This is a genomic window from Streptosporangium nanhuense (genome assembly GCF_059358815.1).
Genome location: NZ_JCADBG010000031.1, coordinates 75022 through 87213 on the forward strand (window position 1 = coordinate 75022; position 12192 = coordinate 87213).

Here is a 12192-nt window from a genome sequence, read left to right on the forward strand (position 1 = left end):
GGAAGCGGGATCAGGAAGCGGGATCAGGGAGCGGAATCAGGAAGCGGGGATGGTGAGCAGCGCCCGCCCCTCGGCGGTGGTGATCTCGAACGACGTGATCCGCTCCGGCGGGATCGTCGTGGTGCCCTCGAAGCCGCCCGACTCGTCGTAGGCCGCCCTGTTGACGACCCAGTTGCCCGCCGTCTCCCTGAGCCCGCCCGCGCCGACCACCTCCAGCCGGCAGCGCGTGCCCTTGGCCACCCCGGTGAGCATGACCTTGATCGTGGTCGCCCCCTCCCCGGTGGACACGGTCACCGTCGCGCGGACCGTACCCGTGTCGTCCGCCCCCTTGAACCGCAGCTCACTCGGGGCGAGCAGGACATCGGGCGCGGAGCTGGACAGCGGAGACTCGGAAGTCCTGGGCACGGGAGCGGCCGTCGAGGAGTGGGGGGTCTGCCGTGCCGAACCGGTCGCCGGAGACCTGAAAGCCTCCGCGGTGGGATCGTCCGCCGGGGACGGGGAGGACCTGACCTTGGCACTGGCGTCGGCGTCGGTGCCGTTGTCGGCCATGGTCGAATCCGAGAGGGACCGGGCGCTCTCCCGCTGCTCCCCCGCGGAGGCCGACGGCGTGTCCATCATGGGCGCCGAGACCGGACTGGCGGTCTGCTGGGAGCTCTGGACGACGGTCCACAGGGTCCCGCCGCCGAGGCCGACCACCAGGACCGAGGCGGCCAGCGAGAGCATGAGGCGGTTCGTGCGACGCCGCCTGACCTGGGCGCTGAGCAGCCGGTCGAGCACCGCCGTGGGCGGGCTCGCCACCTGCGCCACGTCGCCCTCGGACACCCTCCCGAGGAACGTCGTCACCCCGGCCAGCTCCTCCAGCTCGGCCCGGCACTCGGCGCACTCGGCGAGATGGGCCTCGACGAGCACGCGCTCGTCCGGCTCCAGGGCGTCGAGGACGTAGACCCCGAGCGACATCCGTACTTCTTCACAGGTCATCATCATGGCGCGAGCCCCCGCTCCTCCAGCGCCAGCTTGAGCGCCCGAAGCGCGTAATACGTGCGCGATTTAACCGTTCCGGCGGGGATGCCGAGCGTCTCGGCGGCCTCCTTGACGGACTTCCCCTGGTAGTAGACCTCGGCCAGCACCTCGCGGTGCTCGGGCCGCAGCGCGGCCAGCGCCTCGGCGACCGCCCACGACTCGACGGCCCGCTCCAGCTCGTCGTCGGCGGGCACCACGGCGAGCGCCTCGTCACCCGTCTCCGGGGGACGCGCCTTGCGCGCGCGGTGCTGGTCGACGACGAGGTTGCGCGCCACCGTGAACAGCCACGCGCGGATGGAGCGGCCGGCGAAGGCGTCGGGATGACGCCAGGCCCGCAACAGCGTTTCCTGCACGACGTCCTCCGCTCTCCCCGAGTCGCCCGTCAACCGCAGCACGTAGCCGTAGAGTGGCCCGCCGTGCTCGTCGAAGAGCGCCCTGACGAGTTGCTCGTCGGCGGTTCCGGCTTGGCTCACACCCACACGACGTACGGCGGGACGATCCGGTTCAGGCACGGGACACGTTCACCCTCGGAGGGGCACGTCGGAGGCCTCGCCCGAGATGCGCAGACCCTCGGGAACGGCCTTGACCTCGGTGAGCTTGAGGTTGTACGGCAGCTTCCCGATCGGGATGCGGTAGTTGATGAACCGCTCGGGGTCGGGCACGGGGATGCCCCCGCCCAGGGTCACCTTCCCGGGGACGAGCCGCAGGCCGCCCTCGACGATGTCGACCTTCAGCGCCGCCTTCACGGGCACCTTCTGCCCCAGCACGGTGATCTCCCCGCTGACGTTGAGCTCGTCTCCCGCGATGTTGACCTTGATCCCCTGAGGCGCCCTCTGGTTGAGCGTCTCCACCGGGACGACCACCGCCCCCTCCACGCGCTCGGCGCGCATGTCCACCTGCTGGGGGCGGAGCACCAGGTCCTCCAGCGGGGCCGTGACGCCGCGCAGGGTGAAGTCGACGCTCGACAGCCGGATGCCCGAGATGGTCATCGCGCCCGCGGCGACCCTGACCTCCTCGTAGCGCCCGGCGATCGCCTGGGTCAGGAAGGGGATGCCCTCGATCGTGACCTCCGGCGGGGCCGAGAGGTCGTACTTGGCCGTGGCCTGCGTGGCGATCTCGCGCTGGACACCCGTGACGGCGACCCGGTCGAGGATCACCACGAGAACGAGCAGGACGAGGAGAAAACCGATCAGCTTGCGCATCCGACTCCCTGTTCGTTCTCCGGCCCGAGGGTGGCCATTGGCGTGACCTCCCCCCGCAATCCTGTCCGAAACGCCGCGCCGGTGGTAGCACCCACCCCGCCCGGAACTCCCGCCCGGACGCGTCTCCCTCGGATCTCCTCGCCCGGGCCGCCGCCGGCCCGGGACTCCCGCTCGGGTGTGCCTCTCCCAGGCATCCTCGCTCAGCCCCGCCCAGGTCTCTCCACCCAGGTCTCCCCGCTCAGCCGCCCGCGAAGGGCGGGAGCACCTCGACCGTCGCCCCGTCCGACAGGATGATCGTCTCGTGGGCCCGCCTGCCCACCGGATCCCCGTCCACCAGGAACGACGAGCGGCTCACCACGCGGGCCAGCCCTTCACGGTTCGATGTGATTTTGGTCATCAACTCGGCAAGCGTCGCGGCCTCGGAGCGCTCCTCCGCGACCCCCGCCGCTTCCTTCGCCGCGGCCCAATATCTGACAATGACCGTCGCCATCAGTGAATCAACTCCCAAAGCACACGTAGAGTTACCCTGCCATTACGGCGAATCCACATGGAGAACGGGTGTTCACCAGGTGGACGTTCGCTGGACGCTGAACCCCTGTGGGTTATCCTCACCTACTACGGGACCTGGGCAACGTAGCCCCCGGGTCCTTACGTGTTTGTACGGCTATAGCCGGCATTACGCGGGAAGGAGGCATCGTGAGCAATCTCCTGCTGCTCACCAACGCCCTTGAGCCCTCAACCGAGGTGCTTCCGGCGCTGGGGCTACTACTGCACTCGGTACGGGTCGCGCCCGCGGAGGCATCCGCCCTGCTCGACGCCCCGCCCGCCGACGCGATCCTGGTGGACGCGCGCCGCGAGCTCGTCCAGGCCAAGAGCCTGTGCCGGCTGCTGCGCACCACGGGCGTCGCCTGTCCCCTGGTGGTGATCGTCACAGAGGGCGGTCTTGCCGGGCTGACCGCGGAGTGGGGCACCGACGACGTCATCCTCGACACCGCCGGACCCGCCGAGGTCGAGGCGCGGCTCAGGATGGCCGTGGGCAAGCTCCACCTGTCCGCCGCCGAGGAGGTGCCGGACGAGATCCGCAACGGTGACCTGTCGATCGACGAGGCCACCTACACCGCCAGGCTCCGCGGACGCGCGCTGGACCTGACCTTCAAGGAGTTCGAGCTCCTGAAGTACCTGGCGCAGCACCCCGGCAGGGTCTTCACCCGCGCCCAGCTCCTCCAGGAGGTCTGGGGGTACGACTACTTCGGCGGCACCCGCACCGTGGACGTCCACGTCCGGCGGCTCCGCGCCAAGCTCGGCGCCGAGTACGAGGCGCTGATCGGCACGGTCCGCAACGTCGGTTACCGGTTCGTCCCCGAGCGCGGCAACGAGCCCGCCGAGGAGCGCGAGCCCGCGCGCCACTAGCCTCCCTCTCCTCCTGAGGGTTCCCGGGGGTCCCCCGGGACTTCCGGGAGTCGCCGGAACCGGCCGTGGCACGTTCCCGCCCCCGCCCCGCGGAAATCTCACGGGACGGGGGCCGGACACGCCTGTGCCGGGCACACCGGCCGTGCGCGTGACGCGTGTGCCCTCAGGCACGCCCACCGGACGGCGAACCGGGCGTGTCCGGTACGCCGGGCGTTTCACGCGTTCCAGGCTTGGACGCCCCAGGTGTGACCAGCCCCGACTCGTAGGCGAAGACGACGAGCTGCGCCCTGTCACGTGCCCCCAGCTTGGTCATCGACCGGCTGACGTGGGTCTTGACGGTGGCGTGGCTGATGGCCAGGTGCCCGGCCATCTCCGCGTTGGACATGCCGGTGGCGACCAGTGCCAGGATCTCCAGCTCGCGGCCGGTCAGGCGTTCCAGGCCGGGCCCGGCGACGGGCCTGGGCGGGGTGGACACGTACTCCTCGATCAGCCGCCGGGTCACCGAGGGCGAGAGCAGCGCGTCACCGGCCGCGGCCACCCGGACCGACCTCAGCAGCTCGGCGGGTTCGATGTCCTTGAGCAGGAAGCCCCCGGCCCCGGCGCGCAGCGCGGCGAAGACGTACTCGTCGAGGGCGTAGTTGGTCAGGATCACCACGCGCACCGCGTCGAGCTCGGGGTCGGCGCCGATCCTCCTGGTGGCCTGGATCCCGTCGAGCAGCGGCATCCTGACGTCTAGCAGCGCCACGTCCGGCCGCAGCGCGCGGGACATCTCGACGGCCTCGACGCCGTTGCCCGCCTCACCGACGACGGTGATGTCGTCGGCCATCTCGAGCAGCGCCCGGAAGCCCGCGCGGATCAACGCCTGGTCGTCGGCGAGCAGCACCCTGATCACGGCCACCCCGCCACCGCCCGGCCGTAAGCCGGCAGCACCCCGATCACAGCCACCCCGCCATCGTCCGGTCATCGGCCGGAAGCACCCCGATCACGGCCGCCCCGCCAGGGGCAGCTCGGCCCGGACGGCGAACCCGCCCCGCGGGCGCGGCCCCGCGGTGAGCGACCCTCCGGCCGCGACGGCGCGCTCGCGCATCCCGATCAGCCCCATCCCGTACCTCGTGACCTCCGCGGGCGACTCCCCGTCGTCCTCGACGCGCAGCACGATCGTCTCGGGCCGGTACTCGGTCGTCAGCGTGATCGAGGCGGGCCCGGCGTGACGGAGCACGTTGGTGAACGCCTCCTGCGCGATGCGGTAGGCCGCCCGGTCGACGTCCGGGGGAAGGTCCCTGCGCTCTCCGACGACGAGGACCCTGACCGGCAGTCCCACCGCCTCCGCCCTGGCGACCAGCCGGGGCAGCCGGGCGAGGCCCGCCTCGGGGCCGTCGGGGCCGGCCTGTCTCAGCACGCCCAGCGTGGCGCGGAGCTCCCCCATCGCCTCCCGCCCCGATTCCTTGATCACGGCCAGTGCCTCGCGGGACAGCGCGGGGTCTCTGTCGAGCAGGTGCATGGCGACGGAGACCTGCACGTTGATGACCGAGATGTTGTGGGTGAGGGTGTCGTGCAGTTCCTGGGCGATCCACAACCGCTCCTCGTCGGCCCGGCGCAGCGCCGCCTCCTCGCGGGTGCGCTCGGCCTCGGCCGCCCGCCGCTCGACCTCGTTCAGGTACGCGCGACGGTTCCTGGCCGTCTCCCCGAGGACCACCATCGCCACCAGCCAGCCGCTGAGCAGCGTGAAACCTCCGTCGGGGGCGGGGTCGACGTCGGACAGCGCGATGGGGCCGTAGATCCCCACGGCCATCGCGACGGCCAGCCAGACCGCCGTGCGGCGCCGTCCGAGGACCGCCGCCGTGTAGATCGACATCAGGGCGGGCGCGGCGGCGAAGATCCCCGGGTACCGCCAGACGTAGTAGGCGGCGACGCAGGCCACGGTGATCGTTCCCACCGGCAGCGGCGCGCTCCGCCGGAATGCCAGCGCCAGCGACGACACCGTGATCAGCATCAGGCCGGGCGTGTCCAGCGGGCGCTCGGGGAAACCGGAGCTGGACAGCCCGCCGTAGGTGCCCGCGACGATCCCCGCCAGCACCCCGGCCGCGACCAGCGCGTCGGTTCTCCGGATCCTCACCCCTGACACGGTAGGTCACCGTACCCACCGCGCCTTCCCTCGCGGGGAGGAGGTCGCCCGTACATCCCCTGCCGTACGCCGGCCTCCACCGGGCCACGGGCACCGCTCCCGGCGTACGGTCCCCTCCGCGCGACGCACGGCGGAAGACCGTCGGCACCTCACGTGAAGGGAAGCGCGGCGAAAGACGGCCGGAACCTCGCGTGATGGGAGGCGCGGCGAAAGACGGCCGGCACCATGTACGAGAGGCCCACCGGACGCGTCCGGTGGGCCTCTCACGCGTGGCACGCCTTCGCGGTGTGCCATGCCTCACGACGTACCGCGGTCCTCGCGGCGCGACGCGCTTTTCGTCCGCGTTACGGAACCGCCGTTACGGAACGACCGTTACGGAACGACCGTGATGTGGTTGGGCACCGGAGGCGCGATCGACGGATTCGCCGCGAAGTGGGCGGCGAAGGCGTCGATGTCCAGCGGGCCGCTCCACAGGTCGGTGCCGTCCCTGAAGGCGAGGAACGCGTCACCGCCGCCGACCAGGAAGTTGTTGGCCGCGACCCTGATCGCCTGCGTGTCCGTCACGGCGACACCGTCGATCTTCATGTCGGAGACCTTCGAGCCCCACGGCGCGCTCGCGCTGTAGGTGTAGGTGAAGTTCGACGACGGCTGCAGGATCTTGGTGAACGCCTGGGCGTTGGGGCCGCCGACGAACTGCTGCTCCAGCACGGTCTTGAGCTGAGCGCCGGTGAGCGTGACCACCTGCATGAGGTTGTTGAACGGCTGGACCGTGAACGCCTCTCCGTACGTCACCACGCCGTCTCCCTCACCGGCGGGCGAGCCCGCGTAGGTGAGGCTGGCCCGCACGCCGCCCGGGTTCATCAGGGCGAGCTGGGCGTTGCCGCCGGTCCTGGTCGCGGCGAGCTGGGCGTCGGCGATGAGGTTGCCCAGGGAGGACTCCCCGGAGGCCACGGCGGTGTTGGTGATGTCCGCGGTGATCCTGCCGATCGGCCTGTTGGCCACCGACGCGACGCGGTCCTTCCACGTCTGGACGAACGTGGCGATCTCCGGGTCGGGGGTGACGGTCCTGGTCACGACCTGGTTGTCGGCCACGACCGAGGAGCGCACGACGTCGCGGGTCCTGACGTCCACCTGGAAGTCGACCTTGGTGATGACCCGGCCGAAGGAGCCGCCCTGGCTGTAGAGGCGGCTGCCGCCCTTGGGGTCGGCCACCCGGCACAGGTACGCCTGGTGGGAGTGTCCGCTGAGGATCATGTCGATCTCGGCGTCGACCTGGGTGGCGATCCGGTTGCCCGCGCCCGGTACGGCGCTGCACGCGTCGGGCGACTGGCCCGCGGTGACCTGGTCGCCCTCGTGCACGAGCACGACCTGGGCCTTGACACCGACGATCTGCAGGAGCTTGGACGCGACGTTCGCGGCCTTCACCTCGTCGATGAACTCGATGTCCTTGATGCCCTCGGAGGTGACGATGCCCGGGGTGGTCTGGGTGACCAGGCCGATGAAGCCGATCGGCACGCCGTTCATCCAGCGGATCGCGACCGGGGGCAGCGCGGGGATGCCGTAGTCCTTGAGAAGGTTGCGCAGCGAGCCGCTGTTCGTCCCGCCCAGGGCCTCCAGCGCCTGCTTCTCCGCGTCCCGCGTGGGCCGCTTGAAGATGACGTTCGCGCCGAGGTAGTCGAACTTCGCGCCCTTCCACCTACCGGCGGGCGAGCAGCCGTCCACCGGGTGGCAGCCGCCGTTCATGATCCGCCTGAGCTCGGCGTACCCCTCGTCGAACTCGTGGTTGCCCACGGCGGAGGCGGTGACGCCGACCTTGTCGAGGAACTCCACCGACGGCTCGTCGTGGTAGGCCGCGGAGATCAGGGGGCTGGCGCCGATCAGGTCGCCCTGGGCGACCTTCAGCGTGTTCTTGTCGGAGAGTTGCTTGAGGTGGGTGGCGGCGAACGCGGCACCACCCGCGTCGACCGTGGCGCCGTTCTCGTCGACCATGCGGCCGGACGAACCGGTCGGCGGCTCAAGGTTGCCGTGGAAGTCGTTGAGGGAGAGCAGGCGGACCGGCACCGTCTTGGCGGGCTTGGCGGCGGGGTTGGCGGGCTTGTTGCCCGCCTGGGCCGGTCCCATCGCGAGCACGAGACCGGCCCCGGCGAGCACGCCCGCCATGGCCAGCCGCTGGAAGGAACGAGACATCATGAACCACGACACTAAAGGGACTGCCTGAGCATGGAATGACCGAGAGGTAACGATTCACCCGGCGGGCACATGGCGCCTTTTGCCAGTCCCCGGTGGATCCGGGAAACATGTGCCCGCTTAGAGTCCACACCATGAACGCGCGTGTGGAGTACCGGGGGTCGCTCGGCGAGCAAGAGGTGTCCGACGTCCTCGCGGTGGTGGAGGCGGCCACGGAGGCCGACGGGGTCAGGCCGCTCAACGAACATGTGATGCTGCACCTGCGCTACGGCGGCGACGAACGGGCCGGAGCCGTGCTGCTGTACGCCGGGGACGACCTCGCCGGCTACGCCCACGTCGACCCGACCGACCCCGTCGAGGGCCCCAGCGGCGAGCTGGTCGTCCACCCGGCGTTCCGCGGGAGGGGACACGGGCGGCGGCTGCTGGAGGCCGTGCTCGACCACACCGGCGGGCACCTGCGCCTGTGGGCGCACGGCGGGCACCCGGCCGCCGAGGCCCTCGCCCGCTCCGCGGGGTTCGACAAGATCAGGTCCCTGTGGCGGATGCGCCGCTCCCTGTCCGCCGACATCCCCGGCTTCGACCTTCCCGAGGGGGTACGGCTGCGCACGTTCGAGCCCGGCACCTCCGACCGGGAGGCGTGGGTGGCGCTCAACGCCAGGGCCTTCGCCCAGCACCCCGAGCAGGGGGCCTGGACCATCGAGGACCTGGAGCTGCGCGAGCGTGAGCCCTGGTTCGACCCGGCCGGGTTCTTCCTCGCCGTACGACCGGACGGCTCCGGGGACGGCGACCGGCTGGTGGGCTTCCACTGGACCAAGGTCCACGGTGACGGCGACCACGCGCACGACCCCCTCGGCGAGGTGTACGTCGTCGGCGTCGACCCCGACGAGCGGGGAGGCGGCCTGGGCAGGTCGCTCACCCTCGCGGGCCTGGCCTACCTGCGGTCGCGGGGCCTGAGCCAGGTGATGCTGTACGTGGACGAGAGCAACCCCGCGGCGCTCCGCCTGTACGAGGGACTGGGCTTCACCCGGTGGGACGTCGACGTGATGTACCGGAAGTGACGTACCGGAAGCCGATGTGCCGGACGTCGACGTTCCGGAAGTGACGTACCGGACGTCGACGTGCCGGAAGCCGATGTGCCGGGCGTGGGGCCGCCCCCGGGCATCGGGCCCCTGACACGGGGCGCGCCGGACCGGATTCATCTCCGGCCCGGCGCGATCACCCGAGGGTCGTGACTACTCGACCATCCAGTGGAGCGCGTAGTAGGACAGCGCGGCGACGAGCGCGGCGGCCGGGATCGTGAGGATCCAGGCGGTCACGATGTTGCCCGCGACGCCCCAGCGCACGGCCGACAGGCGCTTGGTGGCACCGACGCCCATGATCGCACTGGTGATCGTGTGGGTGGTCGAGATCGGGGCGCCGAAGCCGATGGCCGCCGTGTAGAGCACGGTCGCCGCGGCCGTCTCCGCGGCGAATCCCTGCGGGGGGTCGAGAGCGATGATCCGCCGCCCGAGCGTCCGCATGATCCGCCAGCCGCCCGCGTACGTGCCGAGCGAGATGGCCGTGGCCGCGGCGAGGATGACCCACTGGGGGATCGGATCGCCGTCGTTCTGGTAGCCGCCGACCACGAGGGCCAGGAAGATGACCCCCATGGTCTTCTGCGCGTCCTGGAGGCCGTGGCCCAGCGCCATCGCCGCCGCGGAGACGGTCTGCGCGTGGCGGAAGCCCCGGTTGGTCTTCGTGGGCTGGGAGCGCCGGAACCCCCACAGGATTCCGATCATGATGAGCCCGGCGAGGCTGAAGCCGATCAGCGGAGACAGGATCATCGGGATGACGACCTTCTCCATCACGCCGTCCCAGTGGACCGTGCTCGCCGAGGCGAGCGCGGAGCCGACCAGGCCGCCGATCAGCGCGTGGCTGCTCGATGAGGGAAGGCCGAAGTACCAGGTGACGAGGTTCCAGGTGATCGCGCCGACCAGGCCCGAGCCGACGATGACGAGGCCGTGGCTTCCCTGCGGGGCGTCGATGATGCCCTTGCCGACGGTCGCCGCCACCTGCGTACCGAGATGCGCACCCAGGAAGTTCATGGCCGCGGCCATGAACAGCGCGGCCCTCGGCGTCAGCGCGCGCGTCGAGACGGAGGTCGCGATCGCGTTCGCGGCGTCGTGGAAGCCGTTGGTGTAGTCGAACACCAACGCCACGACCACCACGCCGATGACGAGTGCGAGCGTGAGATCCACTTAGCTTTCCTTGACCGCGATCGACTCGATCGTGTTGGCCACGTGCTCGAAGGCGTCGGCGGCCATCTCGAGCTGATCGATGACCTCCTTCATCTTGAGGACGGTCAACGCGTCGTACTCCCCGCCGAAGAGCTTGGCGAGAAGGCGGCGGTAGACCTGGTCGGCCTGGTTCTCCAGCCGGTTGATCTCGATCCAGTACTCGTTGAGGTTCTTCATCGAACGCAGCCTCGGCATGGCCTCGGCGGTGAGCTCGGCGGCGCGCTCCAGGACCTCGACCTGCCGGACGACCTCCTTGGGGAGGTGGTCGATCTGGTACAGGACGATCAGGTCGGCGGCCGCCTCCATGTAGTCCATCACGTCGTCGAGGTTCGAGGCGAGACGGTAGATGTCCTCGCGGTCGAAGGGGGTGATGAAGCTCTCGTTGAGCCGGTTCATGATCGCATGAGTGCGCTCGTCGCCGGCGTGCTCACATGCGCGCATCTTCTCGGCCAGGGTTTCCCGGTCCGATCCGTCACTAATGATCTCTACCAGCAGACGGGACGCTGTGACGAGGTTGTTCGCCGAGTCGGCGAACAAGTCGTAGTAGCTGTCCTCACTAGGTGTGAGACGCAGGCGCACGTCGTTCTCCAGATGTGCGGGGATGGTCCGCAGAGAAGGGTACGGGTTACCAGCGGAAATGCGAACTTCACCCGCCAGACACACACTCTTCGTGATGTCGTTACCCGGCGGGTACCCGGCGACACACAGCTTGAGGCAGTCTTGCGGGCATCTTTCCGGTGACCGTTTTTGCTAGTTTTCGGCCACATTATGCCGAAGGCAGGTCACGTATGGGACTCTCTCCCCCGGATCGTCGTCCGGTTGGTCGCCCGCACTCCCCTCCGGAACCCCCGCTTCCACGACGTTTCCCCGAGATCCACCAAGGTCGGACAGACCGGTAGCTCTCGCGAGCAATCAGGGTGATTTCCATCACGGCCCCTCACTAAACCGGGTCCGGGATCTTCGCTACGGCCCTTACGCGCCCGAGGTCGTGGAGATCAGATGGGAGTCCGGTGGAAGTTGAGGTACGACCGGCTCGGCGTCGGCCCGCGCTGCCCCTGGTAACGCGATCCGTACTTCTCCGAACCGTAGGGGTGCTCCGCCGGGGAGCTGAGCCTGAACATGCAGAGCTGACCGATCTTCATGCCGGGCCACAGCTTGATCGGCAGCGTCGCGACGTTGGAGAGCTCCAGCGTGACGTGCCCGCTGAACCCCGGGTCGATGAACCCGGCCGTCGAGTGCGTCAGCAGCCCGAGCCTGCCCAGCGAGCTCTTGCCCTCCAGCCGCGAGGCGATGTCGTCCGGCAACGTGACGACCTCGTACGTGCTCGCCAGCACGAACTCCCCCGGATGCAGGATGAACGGCTCGCCCTTGTCCGGCTCGACCATCCGCGTCAGATCGGGCTGCTCGACCGCCGGATCGATGTGGGGGTACCGGTGGTTCTCGAAGACTCTGAAGTAGCGGTCCAGGCGTACGTCAACGCTGGACGGCTGGATCATCTCCGGATGGAAGGGATCGATCCTGACCCTTCCAGCCTCGATCTCAGCGGCGATGTCACGATCGGAAAGCAGCACGTGTGGAACCTACCAACGCCGGGGCCGTGAATCCCGCTCCCCCGAGGGCCGCACGAATCTTGCTCCCGGAGGACGAGACTCGCTCAACTTTCCGCTAGAGTGGTGACCCGCGGCACGCCGCACGCGGGTGTAGTTCAATGGCAGAACATCAGCTTCCCAAGCTGACAGCGCGGGTTCGATTCCCGTCACCCGCTCCAAGAGCGAAGGCCCAGGTCAGGGATGGATTCCCGACCAGGGCCTTACTTGTTTTCCAGACTGTTCGATCTTCTCGGGCCATTAGCTCCGTGATCACCCTGCGGGCATCTCATCGGCGTCGCCGTCGTTGAGAAATAGTCAAGACCTGTGGACGAGTCCGTTGCTTGGTCAGGTCGGGTCGTCGGTCTGCCAGGGGTAGAGGAACT

The 12192-nt window shown here is 69.6% G+C and carries 12 protein-coding genes and 1 tRNA gene; 3 read left to right on the forward strand and 10 right to left on the reverse strand.

What is annotated here, in order from left to right:
• Positions 1-36: 36 nt before the first annotated feature.
• The 4 genes from AC5L38_RS39235 to AC5L38_RS39250 form a co-directional block, all read right to left on the reverse strand.
• Positions 37-984, reverse strand: a complete 948-nt coding sequence (locus AC5L38_RS39235; RefSeq protein WP_495247883.1) for a zf-HC2 domain-containing protein — start codon at positions 982-984, stop codon at positions 37-39.
• Positions 981-1493, reverse strand: a complete 513-nt coding sequence (locus tag AC5L38_RS39240; protein ID WP_495247884.1) for a sigma-70 family RNA polymerase sigma factor — start codon at positions 1491-1493, stop codon at positions 981-983. Before AC5L38_RS39240 ends, AC5L38_RS39235 begins: the two co-directional genes overlap by 4 nt.
• A 48-nt stretch (positions 1494-1541) precedes the next feature.
• The gene (locus tag AC5L38_RS39245) at positions 1542-2222 is read right to left on the reverse strand and encodes an LmeA family phospholipid-binding protein (protein ID WP_495247885.1); all 681 of its coding nucleotides are present in this window, start codon (positions 2220-2222) and stop codon (positions 1542-1544) included.
• A 238-nt stretch (positions 2223-2460) separates the two neighbouring features.
• Positions 2461-2712: a MoaD/ThiS family protein gene (locus AC5L38_RS39250; RefSeq protein WP_495247886.1), complete on the reverse strand. Its 252-nt coding sequence runs from the start codon at positions 2710-2712 to the stop codon at positions 2461-2463.
• A gap of 206 nt (positions 2713-2918) precedes the next feature.
• Here AC5L38_RS39250 and AC5L38_RS39255 point away from each other — a divergent pair, with 206 nt between their 5' ends.
• Positions 2919-3632 carry a winged helix-turn-helix transcriptional regulator gene (locus tag AC5L38_RS39255; RefSeq protein WP_495247887.1) on the forward strand — a complete coding sequence of 238 codons (714 nt, stop codon included), beginning with the start codon at positions 2919-2921 and terminating at the stop codon, positions 3630-3632.
• Positions 3633-3795: 163 nt separating this feature from the next.
• Here the strand turns inward: AC5L38_RS39255 and AC5L38_RS39260 are convergent, their stop codons facing one another.
• The 3 genes from AC5L38_RS39260 to AC5L38_RS39270 all read right to left on the reverse strand — a co-directional run bounded on the left by AC5L38_RS39260 (position 3796) and on the right by AC5L38_RS39270 (position 7947).
• Positions 3796-4524, reverse strand: coding sequence for a response regulator (locus AC5L38_RS39260; RefSeq protein WP_495247894.1), 729 nt, complete (start codon positions 4522-4524; stop codon positions 3796-3798).
• A 90-nt stretch (positions 4525-4614) separates the two neighbouring features.
• Positions 4615-5748: a sensor histidine kinase gene (locus AC5L38_RS39265; protein ID WP_495247888.1), complete on the reverse strand. Its 1134-nt coding sequence runs from the start codon at positions 5746-5748 to the stop codon at positions 4615-4617.
• Positions 5749-6129: 381 nt separating this feature from the next.
• Positions 6130-7947, reverse strand: a complete 1818-nt coding sequence (locus tag AC5L38_RS39270) for a bifunctional metallophosphatase/5'-nucleotidase (RefSeq protein WP_495247889.1) — start codon at positions 7945-7947, stop codon at positions 6130-6132.
• Between the two features lie 131 nt (positions 7948-8078).
• On the opposite strand from AC5L38_RS39270, the gene mshD reads away from it, so the two are divergent.
• Positions 8079-9002, forward strand: coding sequence for a mycothiol synthase (gene mshD / locus AC5L38_RS39275; protein ID WP_495247890.1), 924 nt, complete (start codon positions 8079-8081; stop codon positions 9000-9002).
• Between the two features lie 174 nt (positions 9003-9176).
• On the opposite strand, the gene AC5L38_RS39280 is transcribed toward mshD, so the two are convergent.
• The 3 genes from AC5L38_RS39280 to dcd form a co-directional block, all read right to left on the reverse strand.
• Positions 9177-10181: an inorganic phosphate transporter gene (locus tag AC5L38_RS39280; protein WP_495247891.1), complete on the reverse strand. Its 1005-nt coding sequence runs from the start codon at positions 10179-10181 to the stop codon at positions 9177-9179.
• Positions 10182-10799: a DUF47 domain-containing protein gene (locus AC5L38_RS39285; protein ID WP_495247892.1), complete on the reverse strand. Its 618-nt coding sequence runs from the start codon at positions 10797-10799 to the stop codon at positions 10182-10184.
• 416 nt (positions 10800-11215) lie between these two features.
• Entirely contained in the window at positions 11216-11791 is a 576-nt protein-coding gene (gene dcd / locus AC5L38_RS39290) for a dCTP deaminase (protein WP_495247893.1), read from the reverse strand.
• A gap of 123 nt (positions 11792-11914) precedes the next feature.
• Between dcd and AC5L38_RS39295 the strand changes: the two genes are divergently transcribed.
• A tRNA-Gly gene (locus AC5L38_RS39295) sits at positions 11915-11988 on the forward strand.
• Positions 11989-12192: the final 204 nt, after the last annotated feature.